Annotated in this window: 13 protein-coding genes; 12 read left to right on the top strand and 1 reads right to left on the bottom strand. The window is 36.1% G+C overall.

Features of this window, described 5'->3' with window-relative positions; all coding sequences use genetic code 11:
* The first annotated feature begins 71 nt into the window (after positions 1-71).
* From ACFILZ_RS02130 to ACFILZ_RS02075, 12 genes are all read left to right on the top strand, one after another.
* Positions 72-308, top strand: coding sequence for a hypothetical protein (locus ACFILZ_RS02130; protein ID WP_375606372.1), 237 nt, complete (start codon positions 72-74; stop codon positions 306-308).
* 21 nt (positions 309-329) lie between these two features.
* On the top strand, positions 330-995 hold the full coding sequence (locus ACFILZ_RS02125; protein ID WP_375610107.1) for a response regulator transcription factor: 666 nt from the start codon (positions 330-332) through the stop codon (positions 993-995).
* On the top strand, positions 995-2,413 hold the full coding sequence (locus ACFILZ_RS02120) for an ATP-binding protein (RefSeq protein ID WP_375610108.1): 1,419 nt from the start codon (positions 995-997) through the stop codon (positions 2,411-2,413). Before ACFILZ_RS02125 ends, ACFILZ_RS02120 begins: the two co-directional genes overlap by 1 nt.
* Positions 2,414-2,649: 236 nt before the next feature.
* Positions 2,650-3,408, top strand: coding sequence for a tetratricopeptide repeat protein (locus ACFILZ_RS02115; protein WP_375607780.1), 759 nt, complete (start codon positions 2,650-2,652; stop codon positions 3,406-3,408).
* A gap of 311 nt (positions 3,409-3,719) precedes the next feature.
* A complete protein-coding gene (gene ccmE / locus ACFILZ_RS02110; protein ID WP_375606368.1) occupies positions 3,720-4,199 on the top strand; it encodes a cytochrome c maturation protein CcmE in 480 nt (159 codons plus the stop codon).
* A gap of 7 nt (positions 4,200-4,206) precedes the next feature.
* Entirely contained in the window at positions 4,207-6,186 is a 1,980-nt protein-coding gene (locus ACFILZ_RS02105) for a heme lyase CcmF/NrfE family subunit (protein WP_375610109.1), read from the top strand.
* 1 nt (position 6,187) lies between these two features.
* Complete coding sequence (locus tag ACFILZ_RS02100) at positions 6,188-6,598, top strand: cytochrome c-type biogenesis protein CcmH (RefSeq protein WP_375610110.1); 411 nt, start codon at positions 6,188-6,190, stop codon at positions 6,596-6,598.
* 216 nt (positions 6,599-6,814) lie between these two features.
* Entirely contained in the window at positions 6,815-8,326 is a 1,512-nt protein-coding gene (locus tag ACFILZ_RS02095) for a Do family serine endopeptidase (protein ID WP_375606365.1), read from the top strand.
* Between the two features lie 72 nt (positions 8,327-8,398).
* A complete protein-coding gene (locus tag ACFILZ_RS02090) occupies positions 8,399-9,085 on the top strand; it encodes a response regulator transcription factor (protein ID WP_273791552.1) in 687 nt (228 codons plus the stop codon).
* Positions 9,082-10,464, top strand: a complete 1,383-nt coding sequence (locus tag ACFILZ_RS02085) for an ATP-binding protein (protein WP_375610111.1) — start codon at positions 9,082-9,084, stop codon at positions 10,462-10,464. Before ACFILZ_RS02090 ends, ACFILZ_RS02085 begins: the two co-directional genes overlap by 4 nt.
* A gap of 90 nt (positions 10,465-10,554) precedes the next feature.
* Positions 10,555-13,479 carry a bifunctional [glutamine synthetase] adenylyltransferase/[glutamine synthetase]-adenylyl-L-tyrosine phosphorylase gene (locus ACFILZ_RS02080; RefSeq protein WP_375610112.1) on the top strand — a complete coding sequence of 975 codons (2,925 nt, stop codon included), beginning with the start codon at positions 10,555-10,557 and terminating at the stop codon, positions 13,477-13,479.
* Positions 13,480-14,248: 769 nt separating this feature from the next.
* Positions 14,249-15,073, top strand: a complete 825-nt coding sequence (locus ACFILZ_RS02075) for an outer membrane protein (protein ID WP_375610113.1) — start codon at positions 14,249-14,251, stop codon at positions 15,071-15,073.
* A 1,376-nt stretch (positions 15,074-16,449) separates the two neighbouring features.
* On the opposite strand, the gene ACFILZ_RS02070 is transcribed toward ACFILZ_RS02075, so the two are convergent.
* Complete coding sequence (locus ACFILZ_RS02070) at positions 16,450-17,334, bottom strand: metallophosphoesterase family protein (RefSeq protein WP_375610114.1); 885 nt, start codon at positions 17,332-17,334, stop codon at positions 16,450-16,452.
* Between the last annotated feature and the right edge of the window lie 279 nt (positions 17,335-17,613).

Here is a 17,613-nt window from a genome sequence, read left to right as displayed (position 1 = left end):
TCGACCAAAAAAAACCATTATTTCTTTTATCCTTTATCAAGGAAGAGAAGAGATGGGTTATTGAAATATTTATGATGAAAAAAAAATTCTTGTTTGTAATAATAGCAGCTTTTTTAGAAGCAGATTATGTTCTAGCCTCGGGGTGTGCTGAATTAGGTAAGAAGGCTGCTGCGCAAGAGAGCGGGGTTCTCGTCCGTTCAAAACCGGTTGTTCAGGATGGAAAGGACATGTGTGCAATTGTGGTTGTTGTACCAGCCCGTAATGGTGAAAAATTACGTCGTGTTGAGTTTTTTGTTCCTGCTGATTAGTTTTTGGCAGATGGTGTTGTGATGCGTATCTTAATCGTTGAAGATGATCGGAATCTTCACCATCAATTAGCAGAAGCTGTAAGACGTGCAGGATATGTTTCCGATAGTGCTTTCGATGGTGAAGAGGCTTATTTTTTAGGTAGCACAGAGTCTTACGACGCGGTGATACTTGATATAGGTTTACCGCAGATTGATGGTATTCGTGTTGTTGAAAAGTGGCGTCAAGAAGGGCTCTCCATGCCTGTTTTAATGCTAACAGCGCGAGACCGTTGGTCTGATAAGGTGCAAGGTATTGATGCTGGAGCTGACGATTATGTTGTGAAGCCATTTCATTTGGAGGAAGTGATGGCGCGCTTGCGAGCATTAATTCGTCGCACTACGGGACATGCGACGAGTGCATTATGTTGCGGAAATGTTTTGTTGGATACAAAGACGTCTCGTGTTTTTGTGGATGGTCAATTGATTAAACTAACATCTTATGAATTCAGACTGCTTTCGTATCTCATGCATCATTGTGACAGGGTCATTTCAAGAACAGAGCTTACTGAACATCTTTATGATCAGGATTTTGATAAGGACTCGAATACAGTGGAAGTCTTTGTAGGTCGGTTACGGAAAAAGCTTGGAGTGGATTTGATTGAAACTATTCGAGGAATGGGATATCGCGTGAGAACGCGAGGTGATTAATGAATGTTTTTGAAGAGAATAATTGGTATAGGAGGTTCTTTTTTGTAATTACTCGATCTCTCAGTTTACGTGTTATGATCTTATCAACATTATGGGTTGTTATTTCTCTTTTATCGATTTCTGCAGTAAGTATTTTATTTTATAAGCGTTCAACTGAACAAAGCCTAGAGCGTATCCTTTCTGCTCAACTCTACAGTCTTATTGCAACAGTGACGGTGTCATCGGAAGGTACCTTGATAGGAGGGGCTGGGATTGATGATATTCGTTATTCTGATCCAACAACAGGATGGTATTGGGAAGTTGTTTCGATATCCCATAATTTAAAAGGAAGATTGACATCTCCTTCATTGGGAACAGGCGAGATATTTACACCAAGTGATGTTGATATACCTTTTGACAATAGATTCTTTCGCTCTTATCGGATAACGGGGAACAATGGTCAAAAGCTACAAGTGATTGAGAGTGATGTTGTTCTTGATAATAAAAATCATATTGCACGTTTTCGGCTTGTTGGGAATATCAATGAAGCTCATGCCCAGGTAAAGGGATTTAAGCGAACTTTGCAAATTTTTCTTTGGAGTTTCGGTCTCGGGAGTGTTCTTATTAATATTGCTATTATTTTCTTTAGTTTTCAACCGTTAAAGCTTATTCGACGTGCATTGAATGATATTTGCGAAGGAAGAGTTCATTATGTGAATACGGATTTAGTAAGCGAAGTGATGCCGCTTGTACAAGAGATGAATGCTCTCATTAATAATAATCAGCGTATTATCGAGCGATTTCGCACACAGGTTGGTAATCTCGCGCATTCATTGAAGACGCCTCTATCCGTGATTATGAATGAGACAGATAAGATGCGCGGAGAAAAGGCTAGTTTGTTGAGAGAGCAAACGCAAATAATGCAAGCTCAAATCAATCATTATCTTCAGCGTGCGCGGATTGCAGCACAATGCGATAGTGTTGTCTATCATACGTCTGTTCGCAGTGTGCTTGAACGCTTGGTGCGGGTTATGAAAAAGCTTAATCCTGAAAAACAAATTCAATTTATTATGGATGTTGATGATATTGTTTTTTCTGGAGAGAAGGAAGATTTAGAAGAAATTATAGGAAATTTGATTGAAAATGCTACTCAATGGTCTCGCGCAAAGGTTTTGATCTCTTGTTGTTTAGAAGAAAATGCTGAAGAAACAGAATATTTTAGTATCTTTGTAGAAGATGATGGTCCTGGTTTAACAGAAGACAAAATTGATGAGGCATTAAAAAGAGGGCGGCGCTTTAATGAAAGTAAACTAGGGTCAGGCTTAGGGTTAGCAATTGTTTCAGATATGGTCAGTGAATATGGAGGCAATCTCTTTTTATCACGTTCTGATTTGGGTGGGTTGTATGCAAAAGTTTTATTACCTAAGATGGGAGAATAACATATTTTCTCCTTAAGCAAGAAATGTCTATAAATTTTGTAAAGCAGTATTTTCAGACAATACATTAAAGAGTAAGGAAACATTGTTTTTAGTTTCTTTGTTTAATTGATATATATATAATAGATTTTATAATATTCTCCATGAAAAAATGAATTTTTATTAATTCACATCACTCTTCTTATGAAGAGGATAAAAGGTAAGCGAGAGATTCTCTGTTGGTATTGGAAAAAAGTGATATGCTCTTATTCATTTTTGCAGCATTTTTTCTGGCTTTTCTGGCAAGTGTTCTTTTTCTTTCACTCCGTTTTGACGATAGGATAAAGAAAGAAGGAAAAGTTCAAACCATGGATGGTGATAGAAGTCATAGGCATACGATTGAGTGTAACAAGCTTTATATGCATTATAAAAAAAGGAATATTCTTAAGGCCTTAAGTGTTTTATTTGTTCTTCTCATCACATGGAGTATTTATGGGCTGACAGGTAATCCGGAAGTGAAAAGCTATTTTTTTAGCGAATTAATGGATAAAGATCCTAAAATTCTAAGTCAGCAAGAAAAGCTTGTTCGCTTACAAGTGCTGTTTTTCCGATCACCTCGTGATGGCAAGCTCGCAGATGCGTTAGCGGTAGGGTATCTTGAAGAGCGCCATTTTCAAGAGGCGGTCAATGCTTATTTAGATGCACTTCGTTTGAATGGAGAGACAGCTCCAAGGCTTGTAGGGTATGGTTTAGCATTGGTTGGTTATGAAGGAGGTATGATAACGCAAGAAGCACAAAATGCTTTTCAAAAAGCAGCGGATTTAGCGCCAACAGATTTTTATCCGCGTTTATTGTTGGCTGATGCATTGCATCAAGCAGGAAAAACTGCGCAGGCAGTGCAATTTTTACAAAGCTTTCTTGACACAATGCCTGAAAATTTTTCAGGACGATCACGTGTTGAAAAAATGATGATTCAGTTACGTGATTTATCGAGTGGGCCATACAAAGAAAAGGAATAGGCGTCAATTGAGATGAGAAAATAAAAGAGAAAAGCTGTTTAGGAAGATAAAAGAGGGGGGCATTCTAGAAGAGAAAGGTATGTGTAGAGACGATTAAAGAACAGAAATGAAGAATGGAAAGAGCGCAATATAAGTGGTTATATATTAAATAAAAATTGATGAAAAAAGTAAGAAAGCTATTGGTAAGCTTATTAGCAAAGGTGAGAGATTGGATAAAAAGTTGCACCTATGTAGAAGATGTGCAAAGCTCTTAAAAAATAAAATATTGATACTTAATTATAACGTATTTAAAATTTTTTCGCAGAGTGTCTATGAACAATCAATCTTTAAAAAGTTCTACTTCGTTGAAGGTTATTTTAGAGCAGCGGAAAAAAAAGCGCTTACTGATCATATTATTATGTTGTTTGGTTATGACAATTGCAGCAAGTCTCATAGTGTATGCAATGCGTCATGCGGTCAGTTTTTTTAGAATGCCCTCTGAAATTACAAGAGAAGATATTTTAACGGGGCGCCCTTTGCGTTTGGGTGGCTTTGTTGAAAAGGGAACTGTTCAATATGTTGGAGAGAGAGGCGTTGTTTTTTTTGTAACGGATAACAAAAAACATGAAAAAGTAGTTTTCAATGGTGCCTTACCGGATCTTTTTCGTGAAGGTCAGGGGGTGATCGTAGAAGGGCATTTCGATAAACAGGGCTTTTTTATTGGGATGCGTATTTTAGCAAAACATGATGAAACTTATATGCCTAAAGAAACAGCTGATCGTTTGAAAAAACATTACATTATGGAGAAATAATTCGATTGTGCTTGTCGAACTGGGTCATATTTTTTTAGCTGCAGCATTTTCAGTAAGCTTATTAGGGGCATTTTTACCTGCTTTAGGTTTTTGGTGGAGAGAGCGTTTGTTAATGCAAACAGTTGTTCCTCTAACATATATCACTTTTACATTACTGCTTTTATCTTTTTTAGTGATAATTTATGCTTATGTCGTGTCTGATTTTTCTGTTTTGAACGTTGTTGAGAATTCTCATTCAGAAAAACCGATGCTCTATAAAATTACAGGTGTTTGGGGCAACCACGAAGGCTCTATGTTGTTATGGGTTTTAAGTCTTGCTTTTTTTAGTGCATTGATGGCTTTTTTTAACCAACATTTGCCAGAAGATTTTAAGACGCTTGTTTTAATTTGCCAAAGTTGGATTACAACTGCTTTTCTTTTATTTATTCTTTTTGTATCCAATCCATTTTTACGCGTAAATCCACCAGCATTGCAGGGAAATGGTCTCAATCCTCTTTTACAAGATATCGCATTAGCAATTCATCCACCGCTACTTTACTTAGGGTATGTCGGTTTTTCACTTTGTTTTTCTTTTGCCGTTGCGGCATTGATTATGGGACATATTGATAGAATTTGGGCGCGTGGGATTCGTCCGTGGCTTTTACTTTCTTGGTGTTTTTTGACATTGGGTATTATGGTTGGCTCTTATTGGGCTTATTATGAGCTAGGATGGGGGGGCTACTGGTTTTGGGATCCTGTTGAAAATGTTTCGTTTATGCCTTGGCTTTCAGGAACAGCTCTTTTACATTCTATTCTTGTTCTCGAAAAACGAGAAATATTAAAAAGTTGGACTTTGTTTTTGGCTCTGCTAACTTTTTCTCTTTCTTTAATGGGAACTTTTCTTGTTCGTTCGGGACTTTTAGTTTCTGTTCATAGCTTTGCTATTGATCCAGCACGGGGGCAGGCAATTCTTGCACTTTTATTTTTCTTTACGGGAGCTGCTTTTCTTCTTTTTGCTTTGCGTACCCCTATTTTAAAAACAGAAAGATTTTTTCAACCAATTTCACGTGAAGGGTTTATTGTTTTAAATAACTTGTTACTGACAACAATAACAGCAACAGTATTGATTGGTACGCTTTATCCTTATTTTATTGAGATATTAACAGGGCAAAAAATTTCTGTAGGGGCTTCTTTTTTTAACCTTACCTGTGGACCGCTAATGGTTTTGCTGTTGTTGTTTGTTCCGTTTGGGACAATGATGGCATGGAAACGCGGTGATTTTCTTGCAGTTTTTGAACGGTTGTGGTTTGTTTTTGTATTGGTTGGTATCGTCTGTTTTATAATATTTTACGCGACATCTGTGCGTGATATTTTTGCAGTTTTAGGGATTGGGCTTTCAGCGTTTGTTTTTTTAGGCAGTTTAGCGGATCTATGGGGAAAGAGTGGATATGGCAAGAGAGCTTTTTCAGTACGCGTTAAGAGATTTCTTGGATTGCCATGGTCTACTTTTGGTGCAGCAATAGCACATATGGGATTAGGCGTTACATTATTTGGTATTGTTTGCGTGGCAAGTTTTGGGCAAGAACGTATTTTAATCATGAACGTAGGGGATAGGGTGACGATAGCGGATAAAACGCTTCATTTTGATGCAGTGTATGATGGTGTTGGTTCGAATTATTCGACAATGGAGTTTTATTTTAAAATATATGAAAATAAAAACATTGTAGGTCATGTAACAGCCTCAAAGCGATTTTATTCAAGCCAAAATACATCAACAACAGAAGTTGGTCTTAAAAATCATGGCTTATCACAGCTCTATATTGTACCGGGACATATTGATAATCGGGGTCTCGTTGTGCACATATGGTGGAAGCCTTATGTAATATGTATTTGGTTAGGGGCATTCATGATGGCTATGGGAGGATGTCTTTCTCTTTTGGGGTATTGGTTTCGCATTGGCATGTACAATAAGGTAGTGCTTGCTTTAAATTTTTGGAAAAGACATTGAGATGAAAAAAAATTTTTGGATTGTATTTTTTTTAATGGCAGCGTTTCCTTTTCGATTAGCAATAGCAGTAGAGCCGGATGAGATTTTAAAGGATAAGATTCTTGAAGCGCGAGCACGCCATATTTCATCGCATTTACGTTGTCCGGTTTGTCAAAATCAATCAATTGATGATTCAGATGCTGCTTTAGCACGTGATTTACGGCTTTTAATTCGGGAAAGGCTAAAAATGGGCTATAGTAATCAGCAAGTCACTGACTTTCTTGTTGAGCGATATGGTGAGTTTATTCTCTTGAAACCACCGTTGAATAAGATAACTTGGTTTTTATGGTTCTCGCCTTTGATCATTATTATCATTGGCGTAAGTATCATATTTTTCCACTTCAAACGGAATAATCATGAGTTATGTGAATGAAAAAGGACAGTCAAAAATGTCATTGCATTAAAAAAATGTTACATAAAAGAAAAAATAAGATTATCTGCAATGAGCAGACAATCTTATTGTAATTATATTAGGGAATACTGAAACCTTACAAAACTTTAATAATTTAGACAGAAAACGGTAAGGTCTGGTATTTTATAAGTGATCGGAATTGAAATAAAGGTATGATTGAATAGGAGCATAGAATAAATGGTTAAAAAGGCTTTCTTTAAAACGTTTGTCGCAGTGAGTTTTTCTGCGATATTGGAAAGTGCACTGTTTTTTAGTGGATGTACATCAAGCTTGTGGATGACAAAGGCTCATGCAAGTTCTGTATTTACTTCGTTAATGCAACAACAGGGATTTGCCGATATTGTTGCTCAAGTGAAACCAGCCGTTGTAGCAGTACAAGTAAAGAGCAATAAAAAGAAAGAAGATAGGTTCTTTAGCAACTTTTTTAGTGGTCCAGGACTTGATCAATTACCAGATCAGCATCCTTTAAAAAGATTTTTTAAAGAGTTTTATGATTTTGATAAACCTAAAAATAAATTTCCGCACCAATCGCAGAGACTCCGTCCTGTTGCTTTTGGATCGGGTTTTTTTATTTCATCTGATGGTTACATTGTGACCAATGATCATGTGATTTCTGATGGAACAAGTTATACTGTTGTTCTTGATGATGGTACAGAATTGAATGCAAAGCTCATTGGGAAAGATCCCAAAACCGATCTTGCCGTATTAAAAGTGAATGATAAAAGAAAATTTTCTTATGTTGATTTTGGTGATGATTCAAAGCTTCGTGTTGGGGATTGGGTTGTTGCCATTGGGAATCCATTTGGTCTTGGTGGAACTGTGACAGCAGGTATTGTTTCTGCACGTGGACGTGATATTGGCACTGGTGTGTACGATGATTTTATTCAGATTGATGCTGCTGTTAATAGAGGAAACTCTGGTGGTCCAACGTTTGATCTTAATGGAAAGGTTGTTGGGGTTAATACAGCAATTTTTTCTCCTTCTGGAGGAAATGTTGGGATTGCTTTTGCTATTCCAGCAGCGACTGTAAAACAGGTTGTACAACAACTTATTGAAAAAGGTTCAGTTCAACGTGGTTGGTTAGGTGTTCAGATTCAGCCGGTAACAAAGGAGATTTCTGATTCAATAGGTTTGAAAGAAGCCAAAGGCGCTTTGGTTACTGATCCGTTAAAAGGACCGGCAGAAAAGGCTGGTATTAAAGCGGGTGATGTCATTATTTCAGTGAATAATGAAAAAGTTGCTGATGCGCGTGAGCTAGCGAAACGTATTGCAAATATTAAACCAGGAGAAATGGTAACCATAGGGATTTGGAGATCAGGTAAGGAGGAGAGCATCAAGGTTAAACTCGCTTCAATGTCTGAAGATGAAAGTAAGAAAGAGACTTCAAAATATTCAAATGGACAGAGTGATTTAGATGAAACATTGGAAGATTATGGTCTGATTGTTATGCCTTCTGATGATGGTGTAGGGGTTGTCGTAACGGATGTCGATACCGATTCAGATGCTGCAGATAAAGGGATACGCCCTGGTGATATCATTGTGACAGTAAATAATAAACCGGTTAAACGAATCTCTGATATTATTAACACAATCAAAAATGCTCAGCAGTTAGGACGAAAAGCTATACTCTTACAAGTGCGAACAAATGATCAAAATCGTTTTGTTGCTCTTCCAATTTTCAAAAAATAAAGCTTTAGTTGTAGGACAAATGTTTATTAAATATTTGTCCTACAACATAATAAAATAATGGAGATACGTTTTATGAAGATACTCGTTATTGAAGATGATCATGAGACGGGGCATTATCTCGAAAAAGCATTTTTGGAAGTAGGGCATTCTGTTGATGTTGCTTATGATGGAGATACGGGATATGCTTTAGCAACCACGGAAAATTATGACGTTATGGTTGTTGACCGAATGCTTTTGCATCGTGATGGTCTTTCTATTATTGCTGAATTGCGCGCTAAAGGCAATGAAACACCAGTTCTTATTCTGTCTGCTTTAGGGCAAGTTAATGATCGTGTAACGGGGCTGCGTGCAGGGGGAGATGATTATTTGACAAAGCCTTATGCTTTTTCTGAACTTCTTGCGCGTGTTGAAGTTTTACAACGGCGGAAAAATCCTAAAGAAGCAGAAACTGTTTACTGTGTAGGTAATCTTGAGCTTGATCGGTTAGCACATACGGTAAAACGAGGTGATAGAAACATTCTATTGCAACCACGAGAGTTTCGTTTGCTTGAATATTTGATGCGTTATGCGGGGCAGGTTGTTACACGCACTATGCTTTTGGAAAACGTTTGGAATTACCATTTTGATCCACAAACGAATGTCATTGATGTCCATATCTCTCGTTTGAGAGCCAAAATTGAAAAAGATTTTGATGTTCCCCTTCTCCATACAGTGCGTGGAGCTGGATATATGCTGAAAGTACCAGATAACAAAGCATGAATCGTTTGATTAATATAATGCGCACGACGGCGCTAAGGCTTTCAGCACTTTACATTTTATTGTTTGGATTGGTGGCAACAGGACTTTCTATTTATATGACGGCATTTTCTGCTTCATTGTTAACAGAGCAAACTGAACAGGCTTTACATGAAGAATTAAAGTATATTGAAAATGCTTATAATTATGGGGGATTATCCTTATTAATGCGCACTATTGATTATCGTTCAAGACAACCAGGAGCATTTCTTTATCTTGTTACAGATTCTATGGGGCGTATTTTAGCAGGAAATGTAGCACGTATTGAATTAGGTCTTTTGAATCAGAGTGGTTTTATTTCTACCTCTTTTTTGTATTCCCGTTTTGGAGAACATGGCAAAACAAGTGAACATCGCGCTTTGGCGGTTATTGTTGATTTACCTAATGCTATGAAGATTCTTATAGGACGTGATTTGGATGAGCCAGAACGTTTTGCTGTTGTTATTCGCAAAGCTGTGATCATTGCACTTGCTGCAATGGTTGGAGGCGCTTTACTCATATGGTTTTTTGTTGGCAGGAGAGCTTTACAAAGGATTGATCATGTAACGGCTGCATCACAGCGCTTGATGGATGGTGATTTCAGTGGGCGTTTACCTGTTTCTGGAGTAGGGGATGAGTTTGATCGATTGTCAACCAATCTTAATGTTATGTTAGACCGCATTGAAGAGTTAAATATTGGTTTACGTCAAGTATCAGATAATATTGCTCATGATCTGAAAACGCCGTTAACGCGTCTTAGAAATCGCGCTGAAGAAGCGCTTTCAGGAAATAAGACAAAGCTTGAATATCGTCAGGTCCTTGATAGGGTTATTGCAGAATCAGATCAACTTATTTGTACGTTCAATGCGATTTTAATGATTTCACGTATTGAGGCCAGCAGTGCAATTGAACATCTTGAAATGATGAATATGAAACTGATTATTGAGGATGCTGTTGAGCTTTACGAACCTTTTGCTGAAGAGTCAGGTGTTTTACTTCAGTTGGGAGATATATTTGATAAAGAGCTAAAATTGAATCGTGAGCTTGTTGCACAATCAATTTTTAATCTTATAGATAATGCAATTAAATATGCGCCTAAAGGTGGAAGGCAAGCGAAGGTTTGCTTATCAATGGAATATCGTGATGAACATTTATTAGTTGTTGTGAGCGATAATGGACCAGGAATAGCAGAGGATAAACGTGAAAAAGTGACAGAACGATTTGTTCGTCTTGAAGAAAGCCGCACACAACCTGGGTTTGGGATTGGTTTAAGTATAGCAAAAGCGGTTATGAAGCTTCACGGGGGTGAATTGTTACTTGAAAATGCAAATCCAGGGCTTAGGGCTGTTTTGTTATTTCCTTAAAGATATTTTTCTTCACTTTCATACGTAACAACTATTTTAAAAGTATAAAGCAATAGAAAGGAAAGCAAAATGCTTTTCAAGGGAGCAGAGATGAAACAAGCTTTTTTAAAAACACAGCTTCTCCCTTTATGTCCTCTCGATAAAAGTGGTTCCCAATGGTTAAAAGACATGGAAGAACAAGCAAGGAAAGAAGGTTTAGAATCGCTTGTTTCCATCATTTCAGAGAGTGGAACGCAGATTGATTTTATCAGTTCGGTTATGACCTTATCTCCTTTTTTGCGTGAGGTTTTAATTGCCAACCCATCATATCTTAGTGCTTTATTAAATGTTGATATAGAAACAAGGCTGAGCGAAATTATAGATGATATTACAGCTATTGATAAAGATGAAGCTATAAATGAAACTTCATTGATGGCTGCTTTAAGGCGCAAAAAACGAGAAGCGCATGTTCTTATTGCTTTAGCTGATTTGGGTGGTGTTTTTACTTACGAAGTTTCATGTGCTTGGTTGACACGTTTGGGCGAAGCAGCATTAAGTGTAGCACTACGTTTTCTATTAAGAGAAGCGCATGATCATGGTAAGATCAATTTATTAAGCCGTGAGAATCCAGAAAAAGACTGTGGTTTAATTATTTTAGGGATGGGAAAGTTAGGAGCAGGGGAACTTAATTATTCTTCTGATATTGATCTTATTGTTTTCATTGATGAAACATCACCTCATATTGGTAATCTTTCTGAAAGTGTTGACGTATTTTCTAAAATGGTACGCCGATTAATCCGTATCATTCAAGAACGCACTGCGGAAGGATATGTTTTTCGTCTTGATTTTCGTCTTCGTCCAGATCCAGGATCAACCCCTTTGGCCTTACCAGTAAGGACTGCATTGCGTTATTACGAAGGGCGTGGGCAAAATTGGGAACGAGCAGCCATGATTAAAGCACGTCCAGTTGCTGGCGATAAGAGGGCGGGTTTTAACTTTCTCAAAGAGCTTTTTCCCTATGTGTGGCGGAAGTATTTAGATTATGCTGCTATTGCTGATATTCATTCGATCAAACGTCAAATTCATGCGCATAAAAGTTATGGTCAAATTGCAGCTTATGGGCATAATATAAAGTTAGGTCGTGGGGGTATTCGTGAGATTGAGTTTTTTGTTCAGACACAACAACTTATTGCTGGTGGGCGTTTTCCTCAATTGCGTGGACGTCAGACGGTTGCAATGTTGGCAGAACTTCATGCGCTTGGTTGGATTAGTGAAAAAACGAGAAATAGCCTTATAAAAAGTTATGCATTTCTTCGAAATGTGGAACATCGTATTCAAATGCTTTTCGATGAACAAACACATCTTCTTCCAAATGATACTGTTCAATTCACGAGTGTTGCTTATTTAATGGGTTATCAAGACAGTAGCAGTTTTATCCGTGATTTATTAAAAACACTTCAGGTTGTTGAAAAACATTATGCTGCACTGTTTGAGAATGAGCAAGAACTTGGTTTAGAAATTGGTAATTTAGTTTTTACAGGTGAAGAAGATGATCCAGAGACATTAATAACGTTAAGCCGTTTAGGCTTTGAAAGAGCAAGTGATATTTGTCGTATTATGCGCACCCTTCACTGTGGTCGTTATAAAGCAACGCAATCAGCCGAAGCACGCGAGAGATTAACGGAATTAACACCTGCTCTTTTGAAAGCTTTTGGCGCGACAAAGCGAGCTGATGAGGCGATGTTGCGTTTTGATAGTTTTTTACAGGGCTTACCCTCAGGAATTCAACTTTTTAGTCTTTTGCAATCTAATCCCTCTCTTTTGGATATGCTTGTCCTTATTATGGGGGCTGCTCCACGTCTTGCAGAAATTATTGCACGCAGGTCCCATGTTTTTGATGGAATGTTAGATCCGAATATTCTTTCAGAATTACCGACCAAAATGTACTTAGAAAAACGGCTTGAATATTTTCTTGAAAATGTTCTTTCTTATGAGGAAATTCTTGACCATTTAAGAATTTTTGCAGATGAACAACGTTTTTTGATTGGTATTCGAATTTTGAATGGTACAATTACAGGAGAAAGAGCGGGTTTTGCTTTTACTGCGCTTGCTGATCTTATGATTACAAAAACATTTGCTACCGTTCAAGAGGAATTTTCTCGTCTTCATGGTCGTATTAAAGGGGGGCGTGTTGGCATATTGGGTATGGGGAAGCTTGGAAGTCGCGAATTAACAGCAGATTCCGATGTTGACCTCGTTTTGCTTTATGAACACGATGATGATGCAGAAATATCTGATGGAGAAAAGCCTCTTTATATCTCTCAATATTATACGCGTTTAGCACAACGCCTCGTTTCTGCTTTATCCACTCTTACAAGCCAAGGTATTCTTTATGTCGTTGATTTAAGGTTACGGCCATTAGGCAATAAAGGACCTATTGCTGTTTCTTTTCCATTTTTTAAAAAGTATTATCGCCAAGAAGCATGGATATGGGAATATCTTGCTTTAACAAGGGCTCGAGGCATTGCAGGAGACCCTGATTTTTTACAAAAGCTAGAAAATGAAGTGTGTGCAATTATTGCTATTTCTCGTGATAAGAAGGAAGTTGCAAAAGAAGTATGTGAAATGCGTGCCTTGATTGCAAAAGAAAAGCCGCCAAAAAATCAATGGGATTTAAAAACGATGTCTGGTGGCATTATGGATTTGGAGTTTATTGCTCAATTTTCTCTTATTACGCATGTCATTGAGTTTCACATTGGAGAGACGACAGCGGATATTTTAGATCACTTACCAAACAGTTTTCTTAATCAGTCATGTGTTGCTGATTTACATTATGCCTATGGTCTCTATACAAATTTGAGTCAAATTATACGACTTTGCTTAAATGATTCTCTTGATCCCAATGATATGCCAGCTGGATTAAGTGATCTTTTGTTAAAGAGTGTTGGGGAACCTGATTTGCTTCGTGTTGAAAAATTAATTGCAGAAACTGGGCAATTAGTCTGTTCAGTTTTTACGAAAGTCATGAAACATTAAATGTATTTTATAATGCTTTTATGAAATTATTGAATGCGATTATTAGATAAAATCATAAAAAGATATTATAGAAGCTTAAAAATTATTAATTCCATTTTTATATATTAATTTTGATATTTTATGTCATATAGGTTTGAGAGATCTAGAGAGTAAAAACCATTCTCTACTTATTTCTTCAAGTGTCATGAAAGAGTTTCTCTATCAAAAAAAGTCATTCTAGGTGTTATTCTTTATACAAAAAGAAATAAGGACTAGATTTTAGCGAATGATGTTGCTCATGTATATGATACAAGAATATGGATCAGTTATAAATCAGTAGTATTATATTAGATATACTTATCAAGTTAGATATATTAAACACAATAATTATATTCAATAATGTTTTTATCATATTAGATTTATATAAAATATTATAGAGGTAGTGGATATATATTATTTATTATTATACAAATATATTGAAGTAAATATGATAAAAAGTTTTATTGATTATATATCTCATTTTTTAAAAAAATTGATATTGGAGTTGTTTATATTATTATGGATAATAATGAAATATCCATCTATGAAAGCTATTATAAAGTAATAATTTAAGAAAATTATAAATAATTTTTTTAAAGTATTTATAATAATTATTTATTAAAAAATAATTTTATTTTTAAATAGGAGTTTAAAGTTTTTAACTGTGTCATTTTTGCTATAGATTTTTTGCAAAAAATGTGAAACGATTTACTATTATTTATGTATCACATTAGCTTTTAGGGGAGCAATTATGATTACAAAGTATTTAATCTCAACATCTATATTTTCTTTAATTTCAATTTCTATCGTACAGGCAGCGGATAGCGTTATTCCTGAACAGCCTGTTCCTGTTATTGCAGCGCCTTCTTTTTCTTGGACAGGGTTTTATCTTGGAGGGCAGATTGGAAACTTTTCAGGCAAAACGACTGCAAGTTATTTAAAAAAAGAGACAGGGATATGGAATCCAGTTGGAAAAGAGAATTTGCCTAAACTTTCTGGTTTTATCGGGGGCGTTTATGCAGGTTCCAATATTGATATCGATAATGGTTTTATTATAGGTATTGATACGGATGTTATGTGGTCTAATAAAAAAAGTACGAAGGATATCCCTCTACCAAAAAATAAACCTGAAGAAACATCAAAATCTTTAGAAAGAACAGGTTACACGAGAGATTCTCATGAGGAGGAATCTCCAGCGTTGCCTATTGAGGCTATACAGCATACTTTAAAACAAAAATGGTCTGGTGCTACGCGAGTGAAAGTTGGTTTTGCACTTGAACGTATGATGCCTTATATTTCTGGAGGAATTGCTTATACGCAACTTCAGAATATTTTTGCGACAGTAGCTGATAGCAAAAATGGAGAAGTTGATTTTTCTGATTGGTTGCATGATGAAAAAAAGACCATGATTGGTTATACCCTTGGAGGTGGTATTGATTTTGCAATGACTGATAATATTATTGTACGTGCAGAATATCGTTATTCAGATTTTGGCAAAAAGAAGTTCATACAGGATAAATTTGAAATGGGCTACAAGACAAATGATTTTCGTGTGGGTGTAGCTTATAAATTTTAATTTTTTGCAGAATTAAACACTTCAAAAGTCTCATTTTCGAATGAGGCTTTTATTTTTCAGATATGTTCTAGTAAATATCCTTTACTCAAAAGAGCTACTATTTTATTCGAACAATACTTTGATTTGTAAACATAAATTACTTTTTGTCATGTTGAGTGAGAGACCCAAGTGTCATAAGATTTTCTCATTTTTAACCTATACCATATTGAACCGATCAAAACCATGTCTTTTGCACGTCAAAAAGAGGGGACGTCGTGAGATAAAAACATTCAAGAAAGAATAAAAATGCTTCTTATGAACCATTTTAAGTGCTAAAGGCTGTCGCTACATTAGGGGGTGGCAAAGTGTGAGATTTTGATACGAGCTTGCTTTTCCATAAACGTGAAGATGGTGTTGCTAAATGGACTTAACATTACATCATTCATAGGTGCCGTCGGGAAATGGGTTTGGGTGCTTTAAAAGATGCTTTTTTAAACCAACATGTGAATTGGCAAGCTAATGGCATTTTATTTTATTTGAAAGATTTCTCATACAATCAACTTTTCTGTTTTGCGGTATCGTAAAATATTTTATTTAATAACAAAAAGCTCGCAAAAAATTCTAAAGAACATAAAATTACATCCGCAATGTAACTCAATAATAAAATAATTATCAAAGAGTATTATAAAGTGATTTATAGGAAAAAATAGATAGAAAATTAGGAATTTATTGAGACATAAAAAATATTATTACCTATGTCTTTTATCGAAACATAATCTATTATTTTTCCTAATTTTTTAATGTACGATAATAAATTTTGAGTGAAATAGTAATGGATCATTTCAAATCTATTTACGATAAATCAATCAACATCATTTGTTTATGAATCACAAGTATATTGGGTTATTTAAATTATATACTTTAGTTATTATTTGGCTTTTTTAGCCATTGATTTTCAGGCATAGAAGCTGAATGAGCTTCTCTATTATTCTATAAAATATCATCATTGTAATAATATAAGGATTTTACGCATTAGATGCTTTTGGAGGAGTGGATGATGAAATTCAAAGCAGGGTTTATGTGTAGAGCTTTGTGAAGTAAATCACATGCGCAATTAGCAGCTGGAACCCGTGAGACAAGAATCCGAATTATTTATAAATCAGATGTGGTAGAATTTTCGTCCTTTAGAGCGGGAAGGAAGAAAACCGATAAGTTTGTAAAAAGCTAGTCACATAAGTGGGGCAGCAGATGGAACTGTCTGAGAAAAATTGATCTATTGACAGAGAAGGTGAAACTTTATCTTTTAAGGAGAAAAAGGAAATAAGAATTATGATTTCCAAAGGGATATGAAATAAAAATATTTTCATTTTTGGTTGTTTGGGCAACTATGAAGGTGTTTAAAGATTAATTGTTTCAGTACATGCAATCTCGTTTTTGGGGTTGATAATGCTATAACGTTGTAATTGGCAGTGCCATTGATTTTGTAAGCGTTCAATGGAAAATAAATTAAAACCTGCGGGCGGTTTTTTATCACCAAAAGCTTGTGATGCGGAAGGAACACCAACAATAGGGATTTTTTTAATTGGTCCTTCAATGTAATTCAATGTGGGTAAATGAGTATGTCCGTGAAGAATAAGCTCACAACCGTGGTATTTGATAACGTCTAGAAAACGTTTTATATCCCGTAGTTTTTTATGCCAAGACGTTGCCTTTGGAAAGGGGGGGTGGTGAATCATGACGACACGAAAAAGGTTGCGCTGTGCTGCTTCCTTTAAAAAGAGCGGTAAAGTTTGCGCTTGCATTTTACCAAAATAACCGGAAGCTTGAAAAGGCAATGTCGCAATGGCTGAAGAAGCTGCTATGATGGCAACATCTTTACGAATGCGCATATAAGGAAAGACGCTTTTTTGAGGGATGTCACCTGTAATCCAAGGTTTAAAAAGAGTGCATGCTTTTTGTAAAGCGCCGCGGACATAGGCATCATGATTTCCAAATGTCAAAGAAATATCTTGGGGTTGTCCTAAGTTAAGGAGCCAACGATACGCTTGTTCAAATTCCTTATCGAGAGCAAGATTGACAAGATCACCAGAGATCACCAGGTGATCAGGCTTTGTTTTTTTCAAGGCATCCATTAAAGTTTCTAAGACATTTGTTGCCATCTGACTCTTACGTTTTTTTTGCCAGTTCAGATAACCGGTAAGACGCTTCCCAGAAAGTTCAAAAAGGGAAGGTTGCGGGAGAGGGGAAAGATGTACATCCGATATATGGGCAAGATAAAACATAAAAGCTCGTAGAGTATTAAAAACGATTTAAAGAATAAACATAAGATAACTTAGTGTTTAAAGGCAAGAAAGATGGTAAAATGAAAATTAGCTTGCAAAAAAGAATGTCTCAAGCGGAATTTTCCAAATAGAATATCCCTAATAAAATATCATTGTGTCGTACATTCACATATTTGTAAAAAACATTTCTCAATGCGTTTGAGCTAATTTCAAGACGGTACTCGATATTATAATGGAAAGCTTCTGTGAACTATATAGGGCTTACTGTACACTACCATC

It is taken from the genome of Bartonella sp. AP40SXNS (assembly GCF_042195825.1).
In the GTDB taxonomy this organism is placed as follows: domain Bacteria; phylum Pseudomonadota; class Alphaproteobacteria; order Rhizobiales; family Rhizobiaceae; genus Bartonella.
The sequence above is the reverse complement of the archived record's forward strand: the minus strand, read 5'-3'. Positions and strand labels throughout refer to the sequence as shown.